The sequence below is a fragment of the Pseudomonas sp. GL_135 genome, from assembly GCF_057834665.1.
In genome coordinates, this window is record NZ_CM174408.1 from 497501 (window position 1) to 515469 (window position 17969).

The window sequence follows — 17969 nt, forward strand, 5'->3', positions numbered from 1 at the left end:
TGGATCACCTCCTTAATCGAAGACTCAGCTTCTTCGCAAGTTCCCACACGAATTGCTTGATTCATTGAAGAAGACGATAGAAGCAGCTTTAAGCTCCAAGCTGATAGCTCACGCTAACAGTTACAAGCTCGAAATTGGGTCTGTAGCTCAGTTGGTTAGAGCGCACCCCTGATAAGGGTGAGGTCGGCAGTTCGAATCTGCCCAGACCCACCAATTTTGTTATGGGGCCATAGCTCAGCTGGGAGAGCGCCTGCCTTGCACGCAGGAGGTCAACGGTTCGATCCCGTTTGGCTCCACCATAACTGCTTCTGAATTGTGAAAGCTTAGAAATGAGCGCTCCATCCACTGGGATGATGAGTGTTGATTTCTGGTCTTTTGACTGGATCGTTCTTTAAAAATTTGGGTATGTGATTGAAATATAGACTGGGCACCTCTTTCACTGGTGCGTGTCCAGGCTAAGGTAAAGTTTGTGAAATGCAAACTTTCGGCGAATGTCGTCTTCACAGTATAACCAGATTGCTTGGGGTTATATGGTCAAGTGAAGAAGCGCATACGGTGGATGCCTTGGCAGTCAGAGGCGATGAAAGACGTGGTAGCCTGCGAAAAGCTTCGGGGAGTCGGCAAACAGACTGTGATCCGGAGATGTCTGAATGGGGGAACCCAGCTGTCATAAGACAGTTACCTTACACTGAATACATAGGTGTATGGAGCGAACCAGGGGAACTGAAACATCTAAGTACCCTGAGGAAAAGAAATCAACCGAGATTCCCTTAGTAGTGGCGAGCGAACGGGGACCAGCCCTTAAGTTGATTTGAGATTAGCGGAACGCTCTGGAAAGTGCGGCCATAGTGGGTGATAGCCCTGTACGCGAAAATCTCTTGTCAATGAAATCGAGTAGGACGGGGCACGAGAAACCTTGTCTGAACATGGGGGGACCATCCTCCAAGGCTAAATACTACTGACTGACCGATAGTGAACCAGTACCGTGAGGGAAAGGCGAAAAGAACCGCGGAGAGCGGAGTGAAATAGATCCTGAAACCGTATGCGTACAAGCAGTGGGAGCCCACTTTGTTGGGTGACTGCGTACCTTTTGTATAATGGGTCAGCGACTTATTTTCAGTGGCGAGCTTAACCGAATAGGGGAGGCGTAGCGAAAGCGAGTCTTAATAGGGCGTCTAGTCGCTGGGAATAGACCCGAAACCGGGCGATCTATCCATGGGCAGGTTGAAGGTTGGGTAACACTAACTGGAGGACCGAACCGACTACCGTTGAAAAGTTAGCGGATGACCTGTGGATCGGAGTGAAAGGCTAATCAAGCTCGGAGATAGCTGGTTCTCCTCGAAAGCTATTTAGGTAGCGCCTCATGTATCACTGTAGGGGGTAGAGCACTGTTTCGGCTAGGGGGTCATCCCGACTTACCAAACCGATGCAAACTCCGAATACCTACAAGTGCCGAGCATGGGAGACACACGGCGGGTGCTAACGTCCGTCGTGAAAAGGGAAACAACCCAGACCGTCAGCTAAGGTCCCAAAGTCATGGTTAAGTGGGAAACGATGTGGGAAGGCTTAGACAGCTAGGAGGTTGGCTTAGAAGCAGCCACCCTTTAAAGAAAGCGTAATAGCTCACTAGTCGAGTCGGCCTGCGCGGAAGATGTAACGGGGCTCAAACCATGCACCGAAGCTACGGGTATCACGCAAGTGATGCGGTAGAGGAGCGTTCTGTAAGCCTGTGAAGGTGAGTTGAGAAGCTTGCTGGAGGTATCAGAAGTGCGAATGCTGACATGAGTAACGACAATGGGTGTGAAAAACACCCACGCCGAAAGACCAAGGTTTCCTGCGCAACGTTAATCGACGCAGGGTTAGTCGGTCCCTAAGGCGAGGCTGAAAAGCGTAGTCGATGGAAAACAGGTTAATATTCCTGTACTTCTGGTTATTGCGATGGAGGGACGGAGAAGGCTAGGCCAGCCTGGCGTTGGTTGTCCAGGTTTAAGGTGGTAGGCTGAAATCTTAGGTAAATCCGGGGTTTCAAGGCCGAGAGCTGATGACGAGTGTTCTTTAGAACACGAAGTGGTTGATGCCATGCTTCCAAGAAAAGCTTCTAAGCTTCAGGTAACCAGGAACCGTACCCCAAACCGACACAGGTGGTTGGGTAGAGAATACCAAGGCGCTTGAGAGAACTCGGGTGAAGGAACTAGGCAAAATGGCACCGTAACTTCGGGAGAAGGTGCGCCGGTGAGGGTGAAGGACTTGCTCCGTAAGCTCATGCCGGTCGAAGATACCAGGCCGCTGCGACTGTTTATTAAAAACACAGCACTCTGCAAACACGAAAGTGGACGTATAGGGTGTGACGCCTGCCCGGTGCCGGAAGGTTAATTGATGGGGTTAGCTAACGCGAAGCTCTTGATCGAAGCCCCGGTAAACGGCGGCCGTAACTATAACGGTCCTAAGGTAGCGAAATTCCTTGTCGGGTAAGTTCCGACCTGCACGAATGGCGTAACGATGGCGGCGCTGTCTCCACCCGAGACTCAGTGAAATTGAAATCGCTGTGAAGATGCAGTGTATCCGCGGCTAGACGGAAAGACCCCGTGAACCTTTACTATAGCTTTGCACTGGACTTTGAATTTGCTTGTGTAGGATAGGTGGGAGGCTTTGAAGCGTGGACGCCAGTCTGCGTGGAGCCAACCTTGAAATACCACCCTGGCAACTTTGAGGTTCTAACTCAGGTCCGTTATCCGGATCGAGGACAGTGTATGGTGGGTAGTTTGACTGGGGCGGTCTCCTCCTAAAGAGTAACGGAGGAGTACGAAGGTGCGCTCAGACCGGTCGGAAATCGGTCGTAGAGTATAAAGGCAAAAGCGCGCTTGACTGCGAGACAGACACGTCGAGCAGGTACGAAAGTAGGTCTTAGTGATCCGGTGGTTCTGTATGGAAGGGCCATCGCTCAACGGATAAAAGGTACTCCGGGGATAACAGGCTGATACCGCCCAAGAGTTCATATCGACGGCGGTGTTTGGCACCTCGATGTCGGCTCATCACATCCTGGGGCTGAAGCCGGTCCCAAGGGTATGGCTGTTCGCCATTTAAAGTGGTACGCGAGCTGGGTTTAGAACGTCGTGAGACAGTTCGGTCCCTATCTGCCGTGGACGTTTGAGATTTGAGAGGGGCTGCTCCTAGTACGAGAGGACCGGAGTGGACGAACCTCTGGTGTTCCGGTTGTCACGCCAGTGGCATTGCCGGGTAGCTATGTTCGGAAAAGATAACCGCTGAAAGCATCTAAGCGGGAAACTTGCCTCAAGATGAGATCTCACTGGAACCTTGAGTTCCCTGAAGGGCCGTCGAAGACTACGACGTTGATAGGTTGGGTGTGTAAGCGCTGTGAGGCGTTGAGCTAACCAATACTAATTGCCCGTGAGGCTTGACCATATAACACCCAAGCAATCTGCAGAAAGACAGCAGGTTGCGGTGTGTGAAGACGCATGAAGACGAAAGTTTGCGAACACACAAGCTGTACCTTGATCACATACCCGATTTGCTGAAGCGTTCGAGAGGACGAGTCAGTACCCGAATTTCTTGACGACCATAGAGCGTTGGAACCACCTGATCCCATCCCGAACTCAGCAGTGAAACGATGCATCGCCGATGGTAGTGTGGGGTTTCCCCATGTGAGAGTAGGTCATCGTCAAGATTAAATTCCGAAACCCCATTTGCGAAAGCAGATGGGGTTTTGTTTTGTGCGCGGAAAACTATCGATCACTTCTCACAATTAATCAGTCCTCTAGCTGCGTTGCTGACGGCTTGGGCCTTGAAACTTACGCTTGCGTGAGTCGCCTGTATGGCTATCATGCGCGTCTTACTGCCAGGCGCTCCCACTCATGCATACATTGCTAAAGCTACTTGGAGACGGGGCATTTCACTCCGGTGAGGATCTGGGGCTTGCGCTGGGGGTCAGCCGGAGTGCGGTCTGGAAGAAGTTGCAGCAGGTCCAGGCTGACCTCGGGATAGAAATTTACAAGGTGCGCGGTCGTGGCTACCGGTTGGCCTCGCCGCTGTCATTGTTGGATGATGAGGCTTTGCGTCGTGAGCATATGGGGTTGGGCTGGGCGTGCAGGATTCACGAAACGATCGACTCAACTAATGCTGAAGCCATGCGAGTGGCCAATTCAGACGCTGAACTTCCTTGCTTGGTTCTCGCAGAGCAGCAGACAGCTGGCCGTGGCAGGCGTGGCCGTCATTGGGTAAGTCCTTTCGCTGAAAATCTCTATTACAGCCTCGCCTTGCGTATGGATGGCGGGACGCGTCGCCTGGATGGTCTGAGTCTTCTAGTAGGACTTGCTGTGGTAGATACGCTGAGAGAGCTCGGTATTGATACTGCGGGGCTGAAATGGCCCAATGACATTCTGGTCGGCGGTAAGAAACTTGCTGGAGTGCTGCTTGAGCTAACCGGCGATCCTGCCAATGTGTGTCATGTGGTAATTGGTGTTGGCATCAACGTCAATATGCGTGAATCCATTAATGTAGACCAGGCTTGGACTTCATTGGCTCTGGAGCTCGGGCTTGTCCAGGACCGGAACAAGGTTGCTTGCGCGCTAAGTCGGAATCTCAGAGCATATCTCGCTGGTCATCAGGAAAAGGGCTTCGCGGCCTACCGGAGAGATTGGGAGGAGAAGCACTTGTGGCAAGGGCTTGTGGTCGCTCTTACTGCGGGCGCGACGATCACTCAGGGTGTTGTCCTGGGAGTTGGTGACGACGGGGCGCTAAGGCTGAAGGTAGGTGGCCGGGAGGAGCACTTCAGCGGGGGGGAGGTAAGTCTGAGGCTTCAGCAGAATTAGGTAGAAATCAGGGTTAATAGGTAGGCATGCATCCGAATGCATATCGATTATGAGGTGGGTATGCCTTGGGCATTTTTGTTGTTGCTCATGTTGAACGGGCTTTATTTTGTCTGGCATCAGCAGGATGCGCCGCTGCGCCCCAAAGAAGTCGAGCCGCTGCTCACTCATCGAGCATACGGCCAGGATATTCGGCTGCTTAGCGAGTCGGCATTAAATTGTGCTAACGCGCGCATCGCCGCAGACCAAGAGAAATGCCTATACCTAGGCGGCACCCCCAAGCAGGCTGAAATTACGCTTCTCGAGCAGCGCCTTGTTGCATTGGATATTGACACTCACTTGGGTGAGCGCCTGGATCATCAAGGCGGCGGGTATTGGCTGAAGATTGTGCCTGCGAGTAGGCGGCTGGTGAGCGATGTGCTAGTCGCCGAGCTCCGCAGGGATTTTCCCACGCTAAAAAATGAAATAATGTCATGTGAGGCATTGCAACCATAGAATAGTTTGAATAGAATGGCGCCCGCTTCGCAGTGCAGATCAACTGATAGGTGCTGATGCGGCGACGGTCAATGCTCGTAACCTCAAGTTTTTATTGAGAAAAAGATTGACAGAAGGGTGGCATGATATAGAATGCTGCCTCGCTTAGGAGGGGTTCCCGAGCGGCCAAAGGGATCAGACTGTAAATCTGACGTCTACGACTTCGAAGGTTCGAATCCTTCCCCCTCCACCATATTTTGAGCGTAAGCAGCAAGGCTCAGCGGGTATAGTTTAGTGGTAGAACCTCAGCCTTCCAAGCTGATGATGCGGGTTCGATTCCCGCTACCCGCTCCAAGTTTTCTGGTTGTGCAATGTGTTTTGCTCTTGTAGCTCAGTTGGTAGAGCACACCCTTGGTAAGGGTGAGGTCAGCGGTTCAAATCCGCTCAAGAGCTCCATTACTAAGGCAGATATGTGAGTATCTGCCTTTGTTTTAGGTGCTACGAATGCCATGGTTTTCAAGCTCTTGGTGAGGTAGTGCTGCAGTGAATCGGCCTGCACGATAGTAGTTGTCGAGTTGCTGTTGAAATCTTCCTGTCAGGTCCGCATAATGGTCGGCCTGATTTTGCTTTTAGGTCAGTAGCTCAATTGGCAGAGCGACGGTCTCCAAAACCGTAGGTTGGGGGTTCGATTCCCTCCTGACCTGCCAGATTCTCCAAAGTATCTGGCTTTCTTTTCACAGGATTTTAGTAGATGAATCCAAAGGCTGAAGCCCAAGACTCCCGTTTTGATCTCGTGAAGTGGCTTGTCGTAGTGCTTCTGGTGGTCGTGGGTGTCGTTGGAAATCAATACTACTCCGCGCAACCAATCCTGTATCGCGTTCTTGCCCTGCTTGTGATCGCCGCCGTGGCAGCCTATGTGGCTTTGCAGACTGGGCGGGGCAAGGCTTTCTTTGTTTTGGCCAAGGAAGCTCGCGCTGAGATTCGTAAAGTCGTGTGGCCTACGCGTCAAGAGACTACCCAGACCACTTTGATCGTGGTTGCAGTGGTTCTCGTTATGGCGCTGCTGTTGTGGGGTTTAGATTCCCTGCTCGGCTGGCTTGTTTCCTTGATTGTCGGCTAAGGGTGTCCCGTGGCTAAGCGTTGGTACGTAGTGCATGCCTACTCGGGTTACGAGAAGCATGTCATGCGCTCACTGGTTGAGCGTGTAAAGCTTGCAGGCATGGAAGATGGCTTCGGCGAAATTCTGGTCCCTACTGAAGAAGTAGTGGAAATGCGTAACGGCCAGAAACGCAAAAGCGAACGCAAATTCTTCCCTGGCTATGTGCTTGTCCAGATGGACATGAACGAGGGTACCTGGCACTTGGTCAAGGACACTCCTCGTGTCATGGGTTTCATTGGTGGTACGGCAGACAAGCCGGCCCCTATTACCGATAAAGAAGCTGAGGCAATTCTGCGTCGCGTTGCCGATGGCAGCGACAAGCCGAAGCCAAAGACTCTGTTCGAGCCGGGCGAAGTCGTCCGTGTTACAGATGGTCCGTTTGCTGATTTCAACGGTACCGTCGAAGAGGTCAATTACGAGAAGAGCCGGATCCAAGTGGCGGTGCTCATTTTCGGACGCTCCACTCCGGTGGAGCTGGAGTTCAGTCAGGTCGAAAAGGCGTAACTGAGCTCAGAATCCCATACCCCGCAGCCCTGGGCTGTGGGGTTTTTTCGTCACCGGGATAAACGCGCAAGTAACCGGGGAGCCTTTCGAGGCGCTAGAACCCGTAATTGGAGTGCCTCATGGCCAAGAAGATTACCGCTTACATCAAGCTTCAAGTGAAAGCCGCTCAGGCTAACCCAAGCCCGCCTGTTGGTCCTGCACTGGGTCAGCACGGCGTGAATATCATGGAATTCTGCAAAGCGTTCAACGCCCGTACTCAGGGTATTGAGCCAGGTCTGCCGACTCCTGTGATCATCACCGTTTACAGTGACCGCAGCTTCACCTTTGAAACCAAAAGCACCCCGGCTTCGGTACTGCTGAAAAAAGCAGCTGGCTTGACCAGCGGCTCGGCTCGTCCGAACACCGTAAAAGTTGGCACTGTAACCCGTGCCCAGCTGGAAGAAATCGCCAAGGCAAAAAATGCCGACTTGACCGCTGCTGATATGGACGCCGCCGTGCGCACCATCGCCGGTTCTGCTCGTAGCATGGGCCTTAACGTGGAGGGTGTGTAAATGGCTAAGCTGACTAAGCGCCAAAAAGCCATCGCTTCGAAAGTCGAAGCTGGCAAATCTTATAACTTCAACGAAGCCGCTGCTCTGCTGGCTGAGTTGTCGACTGTAAAGTTCAGTGAGTCTGTGGACGTTGCTGTGAACCTCGGTGTTGATCCTCGTAAATCCGACCAGGTCGTACGTAGCGCTACCGTGCTGCCGCACGGGACTGGCAAGACCGTTCGTGTCGCAGTATTTACTCAGGGTCCAGCTGCTGAAGCTGCTCTGGCTGCCGGCGCTGATCGCGTTGGTATGGACGACTTGGCTGCTGAAATGAAGGGCGGCGATCTGAACTATGACGTCGTTATTGCATCCCCGGATGCCATGCGTGTTGTTGGTCAGTTGGGTCAGATCCTCGGCCCGCGCGGCCTGATGCCTAACCCTAAAGTCGGTACCGTTACTCCAGACGTAGCCACTGCCGTGAAAAACGCCAAGGCTGGTCAGGTTCGTTATCGCACCGACAAAAACGGCATTATCCACACCTCCGTTGGCAAGGTCGGCTTTGATGCAGACAAGCTGCGTGAGAACGTTGAAGCGCTGATCGCCGATCTGAAGCGTATCAAGCCTGCTTCCTCGAAAGGTATCTACGTTAAGCGCGTAACACTGAGCACCACTATGGGCCCAGGCTTGGTCATCGACCAGGGTTCGTTGGACGCGTAAGACTGGCATGGCGCGGGTAACCGTACCATTGCGAAAATTGGGGTCCCTGCCTGGCGGGGGCTATCCAAGACCGTAGGCGGCGAAAGCCTTAAACCTCAAGCCTACGCAGATGGTGCTCCCGGTTCCTTACCGAATCAGACACCAAAACGACATCCGACTCAGGTCAGATGAAACGGTAACAAGCAGGAGTTAAACCCGTGGCAATTAAACTCGAAGACAAGAAGGCCATCGTCGCTGAAGTCAACGAGGCTGCCAAAAACGCTCTGTCTGCTGTTGTGGCTGATGCCCGCGGTGTGACAGTAGGCGCGATGACCGGACTCCGTAAAGAGGCTCGTGAAGCTGGCGTATACGTGCGTGTCGTACGTAACACCCTGCTTAAGCGCGCCGTTGCTGACACTGAGTACAGTGTCCTCAACGACGTGTTCACCGGCCCGACCTTGATCGCGTTCTCCAATGAACACCCAGGCGCTGCTGCCCGTTTGTTCAAAGAGTTCGCTAAAGGTCAGGATAAGTTCGAGATCAAGGCAGCTGCGTTCGAGGGCAAGTTCCTCGCACCTAATCAGATCGACGTACTGGCAACATTGCCGACCCGCAACGAAGCGATTTCGCAGCTGATGAGCGTTATTCAAGGCGCTACCAGCAAGCTCGCTCGTACTCTGGCGGCCGTCCGCGAACAGAAAGAAGCCGCTGCAGCCTAAGGGCAGGCACTTCCTCTCGCGCATTTTTGTTTATTTCGATGGTCGCGTAGGCCGTCCCCCAATTCAGGAATTAGAGTCATGTCTATCTCTCAAGACGATATCCTCAACGCCGTAGCTGAAATGTCCGTTCTGCAGGTTGTAGAGCTGATCAAAGCATTCGAAGAAAAATTCGGTGTTAGCGCTGCTGCTGCTTCCGCTGGCCCAGCTGCTGCTGCTGCCGTTGTTGAAGAGCAAACCGAATTCAACGTCATGCTGCTGGAAGCTGGCGAGAAGAAAGTTAACGTCATTAAAGCAGTTCGTGAACTGACCGGTCTGGGCCTGAAAGAAGCCAAGGCAGTCGTTGACGGCGCTCCAGCAATGGTCCTGGAAGCAGTGGCTAAAGACGCTGCTGACAAAGCCAAGGCTACCCTGGAAGAAGCAGGCGCTAAAGTCGAGCTGAAGTAAGCATCGACTTTGCGTTTCCAGCCCAAGCGTTAAGCGAAAGGCTGATGGCTGGTGGCTTCTGCCACCGGCCTTTTTCCGTTGTTGGCAGCTGATTTGGTTAGCGCTGATTACGTGATCTACCCACCTTGAACGGTGGCGCGAACCATGGGGTTCGCAAGATTTTTCTGGCTGCTCCCGTCGGGAGGAGCCAAACAAGCAGGTGACCAAGCTGGGGAACGCTGATGGCTTACTCATATACTGAGAAAAAACGTATCCGCAAGGACTTTAGCAAGTTGCCGGACGTCATGGATGTGCCTTACCTCCTGGCCATCCAGCTGGATTCGTATCGTGAATTCTTGCAAGCGGGAGCGACTAAAGATCAGTTCCGCGACGTGGGCCTGCATGCGGCCTTCAAATCTGTTTTCCCGATCATCAGCTACTCCGGCAATGCTGCTTTGGAGTATGTGGGTTATCGTCTGGGCGAACCGGCTTTTGATGTCAAGGAATGCGTGCTCCGCGGTGTGACGTACGCCGTACCTTTGCGGGTAAAAGTACGCCTGATCATTTTCGACAAAGAATCGTCGAATAAAGCGATCAAGGACATCAAAGAGCAAGAAGTCTACATGGGTGAAATCCCCCTGATGACTGAGAACGGTACCTTCGTTATCAACGGTACCGAACGAGTGATCGTTTCCCAGCTGCACCGTTCTCCGGGCGTGTTCTTTGACCACGACCGCGGCAAGACGCACAGTTCTGGCAAACTGTTGTACTCGGCTCGCATCATTCCTTACCGTGGTTCGTGGCTGGACTTCGAATTCGATCCGAAGGATTGTGTCTTCGTACGTATCGACCGTCGCCGCAAACTCCCTGCATCGGTTCTGCTCCGTGCGCTGGGTTACACCACAGAAGAAGTGCTGGATGCCTTCTACACCACCAACGTATTCCACGTTCAGGGCGAGAACCTGAATCTGGAGTTGGTGCCTCAGCGCCTGCGTGGCGAAATTGCCGTTCTGGACATTCTGGACGACAAGGGCAAGGTGATTGTTGAGCAAGGCCGTCGTATCACGGCTCGCCACATCAACCAGCTCGAAAAAGCGAACATCAAGACCCTTGAAGTTCCGCTCGACTACGTCATCGGTCGCACCAGCGCCAAGGCGATTGTGCATCCTGCGACCGGTGAAATCATTGCCGAGTGCAATACCGAGCTGAACACCGAGATCCTGGCAAAAATTGCCAAGGCTCAGGTTGTCCGTATCGAGACGCTGTACACGAACGACATCGACTGCGGTCCTTTCATCTCCGACACCCTGAAGATCGACTCGACCGGCAATCAGCTTGAAGCCCTGGTCGAAATCTATCGGATGATGCGTCCTGGCGAGCCACCTACCAAGGATGCCGCCGAGACCTTGTTCAACAACCTATTCTTCAGCCCAGAGCGCTACGATCTGTCGGCTGTAGGTCGGATGAAGTTCAACCGTCGTATCGGTCGTACCGAGATCGAAGGTTCGGGCGTCCTGCACAAAGACGACATCGTTGCAGTGCTGAAGACCCTGGTCGACATCCGTAATGGTAAAGGCATCGTCGATGACATCGATCACCTCGGTAACCGTCGCGTTCGTTGCGTAGGCGAGATGGCCGAGAACCAGTTCCGTGTAGGTCTGGTGCGTGTTGAGCGTGCGGTTAAAGAGCGTCTGTCGATGGCGGAAAGCGAAGGCCTGATGCCTCAGGACCTGATCAACGCCAAGCCGGTTGCGGCAGCGGTGAAAGAGTTCTTCGGCTCCAGCCAGCTTTCCCAGTTCATGGACCAGAACAACCCGCTGTCCGAGATCACTCACAAGCGTCGCGTCTCTGCACTCGGCCCTGGTGGTCTGACGCGTGAGCGTGCTGGCTTTGAAGTTCGTGACGTACACCCGACTCACTACGGTCGTGTATGCCCGATTGAAACGCCGGAAGGTCCGAACATTGGTCTGATCAACTCCTTGGCGGCATACGCGCGCACCAACCAGTACGGCTTCCTCGAAAGCCCGTACCGCGTGGTTAAAGACGCTCTGGTAACAGACGAAATCGTTTTCCTCTCAGCGATTGAGGAGGCGGATCACGTCATTGCCCAGGCTTCTGCCGCGATGAACGACAAGAAGATCCTGATCGACGAGCTGGTTGCCGTTCGTCACTTGAACGAGTTCACCGTCAAGGCGCCGGAAGACGTCACCCTGATGGATGTTTCGCCGAAGCAGGTTGTATCGGTCGCAGCATCGCTGATCCCGTTCCTTGAGCACGACGACGCCAACCGTGCGTTGATGGGTTCGAACATGCAGCGTCAAGCTGTTCCAACACTGCGCGCTGACAAGCCGCTTGTTGGTACCGGCATGGAGCGCAACGTCGCACGTGACTCCGGCGTTTGCGTCGTGGCTCGTCGTGGCGGCGTGATCGACTCGGTAGATGCCAGCCGTATCGTGGTTCGTGTCGCAGATGACGAAGTCGAGACAGGCGAAGCCGGTGTCGACATCTACAACCTGACCAAATACACGCGTTCGAACCAGAACACCTGCATCAACCAGCGTCCGCTGGTGAGCAAGGGTGATCGCGTTCAGCGCAGTGACATCATGGCTGACGGCCCGTCCACCGATATGGGTGAGCTGGCGTTGGGCCAGAACATGCGCATCGCGTTCATGGCGTGGAACGGCTTCAACTTCGAAGACTCCATCTGCCTTTCCGAGCGTGTTGTCCAGGAAGACCGCTTCACCACGATCCACATTCAGGAACTGACCTGTGTGGCGCGTGATACCAAGCTCGGGCCTGAAGAGATCACTGCTGACATCCCTAACGTGGGTGAAGCGGCACTGAACAAGCTGGACGAAGCCGGTATCGTTTATGTTGGTGCGGAAGTAGGCGCTGGCGACATTCTGGTAGGTAAGGTCACTCCTAAGGGCGAGACCCAGCTGACTCCGGAAGAGAAGCTGCTGCGCGCAATCTTCGGTGAGAAAGCCAGCGACGTTAAAGACACCTCCTTGCGCGTACCTACTGGTACCAAAGGCACCGTCATTGACGTTCAGGTCTTCACTCGTGATGGCGTTGAGCGTGATGCTCGTGCGCTGTCCATCGAGAAGAGCCAGCTCGACGAGATCCGCAAGGATCTGAACGAAGAGTTCCGCATTGTTGAAGGCGCAACCTTCGAGCGTCTACGTTCTGCGCTGGTAGGTCGTACCGCTGAAGGTGGTGCCGGCCTGAAAAAAGGGCAGGAAATCACCAACGAAGTTCTGGACGGTCTGGAACACGGTCAGTGGTTCAAGCTGCGCATGGTCGAAGATGCGCTGAACGAGCAGCTCGAGAAAGCTCAGGCGTACATTGTTGATCGCCGCCGTCTGCTGGACGACAAGTTCGAAGACAAGAAGCGCAAGCTGCAGCAGGGCGATGACCTTGCTCCAGGCGTGCTGAAGATCGTCAAGGTCTACCTTGCGATCCGCCGCCGCATCCAGCCGGGCGACAAGATGGCCGGTCGTCACGGTAACAAAGGTGTGGTCTCCGTGATCATGCCGGTTGAAGACATGCCGCACGATGCCAACGGTACGCCGGTAGATATCGTCCTCAACCCGTTGGGTGTACCTTCGCGTATGAACGTTGGTCAGATTCTCGAAACCCACCTGGGCCTCGCGGCTAAAGGGTTGGGCGAGAAGATCAACCGCATGCTTGAAGAGCAGCGTAAAGTTGTTGAGCTGCGCAAGTTCCTGAACGAGATCTACAACGAGATTGGCGGCCGTCAGGAAAATCTTGATGACCTGTCTGATCAGGAAATTCTGGATCTGGCGAAGAACCTGCGTGGCGGCGTTCCGATGGCTACCCCGGTATTCGACGGGGCCAAGGAATCCGAAATCAAGGCAATGCTCCGCCTGGCGGACATGCCGGACAGTGGCCAGATGCAGCTGTTTGACGGCCGTACCGGTAACAAGTTTGAGCGTCCGGTCACCGTTGGCTACATGTACATGCTGAAGCTGAACCACTTGGTGGACGACAAGATGCACGCGCGTTCCACTGGTTCGTACAGCCTGGTTACCCAGCAGCCGCTGGGTGGTAAGGCTCAGTTCGGTGGTCAGCGTTTCGGGGAGATGGAAGTCTGGGCGCTGGAAGCATATGGCGCGGCGTACACTCTGCAAGAAATGCTCACAGTGAAGTCGGACGACGTGAACGGCCGTACCAAGATGTACAAGAACATCGTGGACGGCGATCACCGTATGGAGCCGGGCATGCCCGAGTCCTTCAACGTGTTGATCAAAGAAATCCGTTCGCTCGGTATCGATATCGATCTGGAAACCGAATAACACGTGACGCGAATCGAGGGTGGGTCGGTATGACTGCCCTCTGCTCCGCCAGGAGGAAAGGCCTTGAAAGACCTACTGAATTTGCTGAAAAACCAGGGTCAAGTCGAAGAGTTCGACGCCATCCGTATCGGATTGGCATCGCCTGAGATGATCCGTTCGTGGTCGTTCGGTGAAGTTAAAAAACCGGAAACCATCAACTACCGTACGTTCAAACCCGAGCGTGATGGCCTGTTCTGCGCCAAAATCTTTGGCCCGGTCAAGGATTACGAGTGCCTGTGCGGTAAGTACAAGCGCTTGAAGCATCGTGGCGTCATCTGCGAGAAGTGTGGCGTTGAAGTCGCACTGGCCAAAGTCCGTCGTGAGCGCATGGCTCACATTGAACTGGCATCGCCGGTCGCTCACATCTGGTTCCTGAAGTCGCTGCCGTCCCGTATCGGCTTGCTGATGGACATGACCCTGCGTGATATCGAACGCGTTCTCTACTTCGAGAGCTATGTCGTTATCGATCCGGGCATGACCACGCTCGAAAAAGGCCAACTGCTGAACGACGAGCAGTACTTCGAAGCCCTCGAAGAGTTCGGTGATGACTTCGACGCCCGTATGGGTGCCGAGGCTGTCCGTGAGCTGCTGCACGCTATTGATCTGGAACACGAGATTGGCCGTCTGCGCGAAGAGATTCCGCAAACCAACTCCGAAACCAAAATCAAGAAGCTGTCCAAGCGCCTGAAGCTGATGGAAGCCTTCCAGGGTTCCGGCAACCTTCCAGAGTGGATGGTGTTGACCGTTCTGCCGGTTCTGCCGCCAGACCTGCGTCCACTCGTTCCACTGGACGGTGGTCGTTTTGCGACCTCTGACCTCAACGATCTCTATCGTCGGGTGATCAACCGTAACAACCGTTTGAAGCGCCTCCTTGATCTGTCTGCTCCTGACATCATCGTGCGTAACGAAAAGCGCATGCTGCAGGAAGCTGTCGATGCGCTGCTCGATAACGGTCGTCGCGGTCGTGCCATCACGGGTTCGAACAAGCGTCCTCTGAAGTCCCTGGCTGACATGATCAAGGGTAAGCAGGGTCGTTTCCGTCAGAACTTGCTCGGTAAGCGTGTTGACTACTCGGGCCGTTCGGTAATTACCGTAGGTCCGACCCTGCGTCTGCACCAATGCGGTCTGCCGAAGAAGATGGCACTGGAGCTGTTCAAGCCGTTCATTTTCGGCAAGCTCGAAATGCGTGGTCTCGCAACCACCATCAAAGCTGCCAAGAAAATGGTTGAGCGCGAGCTGCCAGAAGTCTGGGACGTTCTCGCCGAAGTGATTCGCGAACACCCAGTGCTTCTGAACCGTGCGCCGACGCTTCACCGTCTGGGCATTCAGGCGTTTGAGCCGGTTCTCATTGAAGGTAAAGCGATCCAGCTGCACCCGCTGGTCTGTGCGGCATACAACGCCGACTTCGACGGTGACCAGATGGCCGTTCACGTGCCGCTGACGCTGGAAGCTCAGCTCGAAGCCCGTGCGCTGATGATGTCGACAAACAACATTCTGTCCCCGGCTAACGGTGAACCAATCATCGTTCCTTCGCAGGACGTTGTATTGGGTCTGTACTACATGACTCGTGAAGCGATCAACGCCAAAGGCGAAGGTCGTGTGTTCGCGGATCTGCAGGAAGTTGACCGTGTGTTCCGTGCCGGCGAAGCCGCACTGCATGCGAAAGTAAAAGTGCGCATCAACGAAACGGTCAATGATCGTGACGGTGGCAGCGTCAAGAATACTCGTATCGTCGACACGACCGTTGGCCGTGCGTTGCTGTTCCAGGTGGTTCCGGCCGGCCTGTCATACGACGTCGTCAACCAGCCGATGAAGAAAAAGGCGATCTCCAAGCTGATCAACCAGTGCTATCGCGTGGTTGGCCTGAAAGAGACCGTTATCTTCGCTGACCAGCTGATGTACACCGGTTTTGCTTATTCGACGATCTCGGGTGTTTCCATCGGCGTTAACGACTTCGTTATCCCTGATGAAAAAGCTCGCATCATCGACGCAGCAACCGATGAAGTGAAAGAGATCGAAAGTCAGTACGCCTCAGGCCTGGTTACCCAGGGCGAGAAGTACAACAAGGTGATCGACCTCTGGTCCAAGGCCAACGACGAAGTCTCGAAAGCGATGATGTCGAACCTCTCGAAAGAGAAGGTTGTCGACCGTCACGGTGAGACCGTTGACCAGGAATCCTTCAACTCGATGTACATGATGGCCGACTCTGGTGCGCGGGGTTCCGCTGCACAGATTCGTCAGCTGGCAGGTATGCGTGGTCTGATGGCCAAGCCGGATGGCTCGATCATCGAGACGCCGATCACTGCGAACTTCCGTGAAGGTCTGAGCGTACTTCAGTACTTCATCTCGACTCACGGTGCTCGTAAGGGTCTTGCGGATACCGCGTTGAAAACTGCGAACTCCGGTTACCTGACTCGTCGTCTGGTAGACGTTGCACAAGATCTGGTCGTTACCGAGGTTGACTGCGGTACCGAGCACGGTCTGGTCATGACACCGCACATTGAAGGCGGTGATGTCGTCGAGCCGTTGGGCGAGCGCGTATTGGGTCGAGTGATCGCCCGTGACGTATTCAAGCCTGGCACTGAAGACGTTATCGTTCCAGGCGGCACGCTGGTTGACGAGAAGTGGGTTGAATTCATCGAGCTGAACAGCATCGACGAAGTCATCGTGCGCTCCCCAATCAGCTGCGAAACCCGTTTCGGTATCTGCGCCAAGTGTTATGGCCGAGATCTGGCACGCGGTCACCAGGTGAACATCGGTGAAGCTGTCGGTGTTATCGCTGCACAGTCGATCGGTGAGCCGGGTACCCAGCTGACCATGCGTACATTCCACATCGGTGGTGCGGCAAGCCGTACTTCTGCTGCGGACAGTGTTCAGGTGAAGAACGGCGGTATCGTTCGTCTGCACAACCTGAAGCACGTTGAGCGTCTTGATGGCCACCTGGTCGCGGTTTCGCGTTCCGGTGAGCTGGCAATTGCCGACGAATTCGGGCGTGAGCGCGAGCGTTACAAGCTGCCGTATGGTGCCGTGATTCTGGTGAAGGAAGGTGACAAGGTCGACGCAGGGTCCATCGTGGCCAAGTGGGATCCGCACACTCACCCAATCGTCACCGAGATGAAAGGTACCGTGACCTACGTGGGCATGGAGGAAGGTATTACGATCAAGCGCCAGACCGATGAATTGACCGGTCTGACCAACATCGAAGTACTGGATGCCAAGGATCGTCCTGCAGCAGGCAAAGACATTCGTCCTGCGGTCAAGATGGTTGGTGTGGATGGCAAGGATCTGTTGCTGCCAGGTACTGACGTACCTGCTCAATACTTCCTGCCCGCTAACGCCCTCGTCGGTGTTGCGGATGGTGTGCAAGTGGGTGTCGGTGATGTTATCGCCCGTATCCCGCAAGAGACGTCCAAGACCCGTGACATCACCGGTGGTCTGCCGCGTGTTGCCGACTTGTTCGAAGCGCGTCGCCCTAAGGAAGCATCGATCCTGGCTGAGGTCAGCGGTACGATCGCGTTCGGTAAAGAGACCAAAGGAAAGCGCCGTCTGGTTATCACGCCAAACGATGGTACCGATCCGTACGAAGAGCTGATTCCAAAGTGGCGTCACCTCAACGTCTTCGAAGGTGAGCAGGTAAGCCGTGGTGAGGTTATCTCCGACGGTCCTAGCGATCCGCACGATATCCTGCGTCTGCTGGGTGTCAGCGCTCTGGCGAAATACATCGTCAACGAGATTCAAGACGTTTACCGTCTGCAAGGCGTGAAGATCAACGACAAGCACATCGAGACGATCCTTCGTCAAATGCTGCGTAAAGTCGAGATTGCTGAGTCGGGCGACTCGAGCTTCATCAAGGGTGACCAGATGGAGTTGACGCACGTACTGGTTGAAAACGAGCGCCTGGCGGCCGACGAGAAATTTGTTTCGAAATTTACTCGTGTGTTGCTTGGTATCACCAAGGCCTCCCTGTCCACCGAATCGTTCATCTCGGCGGCCTCCTTCCAGGAGACCACTCGCGTACTAACCGAGGCGGCGGTTACCGGCAAGCGCGATTATCTGCGCGGCCTGAAAGAAAACGTGGTCGTCGGTCGTCTGATCCCAGCAGGTACCGGTCTGGCATATCACAGCGAGCGCAAGCGTCGTCGTGAAGCCGACAAGCCAATGCGTGTAAGTGCGAGCGAAGTTGAAGCCGCGCTGACCGAAGCGTTGAACTCAAGCAGTAATTGAGAGTAAGGCCCCGGTTTTCATTGTCATTGGTCACACCCGGTTTTGATGGGTTGGCAGTG

10 protein-coding genes, 6 tRNA genes and 3 rRNA genes (1 of these 19 cut by a window edge) are annotated in these 17969 nt (G+C 54.4%); all 19 read left to right on the forward strand.

The features are described 5' to 3' along the window. Positions 1-15 (forward strand): 16S ribosomal RNA (locus AC3ISG_RS02205); it begins 1522 nt to the left of the window's first position. Between the two features lie 121 nt (positions 16-136). Further along, a tRNA-Ile gene (locus AC3ISG_RS02210) sits at positions 137-213 on the forward strand. A gap of 10 nt (positions 214-223) precedes the next feature. After that, positions 224-299 (forward strand) — tRNA-Ala (locus AC3ISG_RS02215). Positions 300-532: 233 nt separating this feature from the next. Next, positions 533-3423: ribosomal RNA gene (locus AC3ISG_RS02220) — 23S ribosomal RNA — on the forward strand. A 146-nt stretch (positions 3424-3569) separates the two neighbouring features. After that, positions 3570-3685, forward strand: a 5S ribosomal RNA gene (gene rrf, locus AC3ISG_RS02225). Together the 16S, 23S and 5S rRNA genes with 2 tRNA genes alongside form the textbook arrangement of a ribosomal RNA operon. A gap of 187 nt (positions 3686-3872) precedes the next feature. Then, positions 3873-4829, forward strand: a complete 957-nt coding sequence (gene birA, locus AC3ISG_RS02230) for a bifunctional biotin--[acetyl-CoA-carboxylase] ligase/biotin operon repressor BirA (protein ID WP_489298424.1) — start codon at positions 3873-3875, stop codon at positions 4827-4829. Between the two features lie 60 nt (positions 4830-4889). Further along, positions 4890-5321, forward strand: coding sequence for a hypothetical protein (locus AC3ISG_RS02235; protein ID WP_489299442.1), 432 nt, complete (start codon positions 4890-4892; stop codon positions 5319-5321). A gap of 147 nt (positions 5322-5468) precedes the next feature. Then, positions 5469-5553: transfer RNA gene (locus AC3ISG_RS02240), tRNA-Tyr, on the forward strand. 27 nt (positions 5554-5580) lie between these two features. Next, positions 5581-5654: transfer RNA gene (locus AC3ISG_RS02245), tRNA-Gly, on the forward strand. Positions 5655-5680: 26 nt separating this feature from the next. Continuing rightward, a tRNA-Thr gene (locus AC3ISG_RS02250) sits at positions 5681-5756 on the forward strand. A gap of 175 nt (positions 5757-5931) precedes the next feature. Beyond that, positions 5932-6007 (forward strand) — tRNA-Trp (locus AC3ISG_RS02255). Between the two features lie 44 nt (positions 6008-6051). Further along, complete coding sequence (gene secE, locus AC3ISG_RS02260) at positions 6052-6420, forward strand: preprotein translocase subunit SecE (RefSeq protein WP_122536821.1); 369 nt, start codon at positions 6052-6054, stop codon at positions 6418-6420. Between the two features lie 9 nt (positions 6421-6429). Further along, positions 6430-6963, forward strand: a complete 534-nt coding sequence (gene nusG, locus AC3ISG_RS02265; protein WP_003317113.1) for a transcription termination/antitermination protein NusG — start codon at positions 6430-6432, stop codon at positions 6961-6963. 119 nt (positions 6964-7082) lie between these two features. Then, a complete protein-coding gene (gene rplK / locus AC3ISG_RS02270) occupies positions 7083-7514 on the forward strand; it encodes a 50S ribosomal protein L11 (protein WP_037017696.1) in 432 nt (143 codons plus the stop codon). After that, the gene (rplA, locus tag AC3ISG_RS02275) at positions 7515-8210 is read left to right on the forward strand and encodes a 50S ribosomal protein L1 (protein ID WP_122536823.1); all 696 of its coding nucleotides are present in this window, start codon (positions 7515-7517) and stop codon (positions 8208-8210) included. 197 nt (positions 8211-8407) lie between these two features. Beyond that, entirely contained in the window at positions 8408-8908 is a 501-nt protein-coding gene (gene rplJ, locus AC3ISG_RS02280) for a 50S ribosomal protein L10 (RefSeq protein ID WP_489298425.1), read from the forward strand. A gap of 78 nt (positions 8909-8986) precedes the next feature. Then, positions 8987-9352, forward strand: a complete 366-nt coding sequence (gene rplL / locus AC3ISG_RS02285; protein WP_019409897.1) for a 50S ribosomal protein L7/L12 — start codon at positions 8987-8989, stop codon at positions 9350-9352. A gap of 221 nt (positions 9353-9573) precedes the next feature. Next, positions 9574-13647 (forward strand): DNA-directed RNA polymerase subunit beta, encoded by a 4074-nt coding sequence (gene rpoB, locus AC3ISG_RS02290; protein WP_074891745.1) that lies wholly within the window; start codon positions 9574-9576, stop codon positions 13645-13647. A gap of 63 nt (positions 13648-13710) precedes the next feature. Further along, the gene (rpoC, locus tag AC3ISG_RS02295; RefSeq protein WP_108121483.1) at positions 13711-17910 is read left to right on the forward strand and encodes a DNA-directed RNA polymerase subunit beta'; all 4200 of its coding nucleotides are present in this window, start codon (positions 13711-13713) and stop codon (positions 17908-17910) included. Positions 17911-17969 lie beyond the last annotated feature (59 nt).

Bases quoted from the DNA above. Each gene is read 5' to 3' on its own strand.
- birA (WP_489298424.1), top strand. From the start codon at position 3,873: ATGCATACATTGCTAAAGCTACTTGGAGACGGGGCATTTCACTCCGGT.
- AC3ISG_RS02235 (WP_489299442.1), top strand. From the start codon at position 4,890: ATGCCTTGGGCATTTTTGTTGTTGCTCATGTTGAACGGGCTTTATTTT.
- secE (WP_122536821.1), top strand. From the start codon at position 6,052: ATGAATCCAAAGGCTGAAGCCCAAGACTCCCGTTTTGATCTCGTGAAG.
- rplK (WP_037017696.1), top strand. From the start codon at position 7,083: ATGGCCAAGAAGATTACCGCTTACATCAAGCTTCAAGTGAAAGCCGCT.
- rplA (WP_122536823.1), top strand. From the start codon at position 7,515: ATGGCTAAGCTGACTAAGCGCCAAAAAGCCATCGCTTCGAAAGTCGAA.
- rplL (WP_019409897.1), top strand. From the start codon at position 8,987: ATGTCTATCTCTCAAGACGATATCCTCAACGCCGTAGCTGAAATGTCC.
- rpoB (WP_074891745.1), top strand. From the start codon at position 9,574: ATGGCTTACTCATATACTGAGAAAAAACGTATCCGCAAGGACTTTAGC.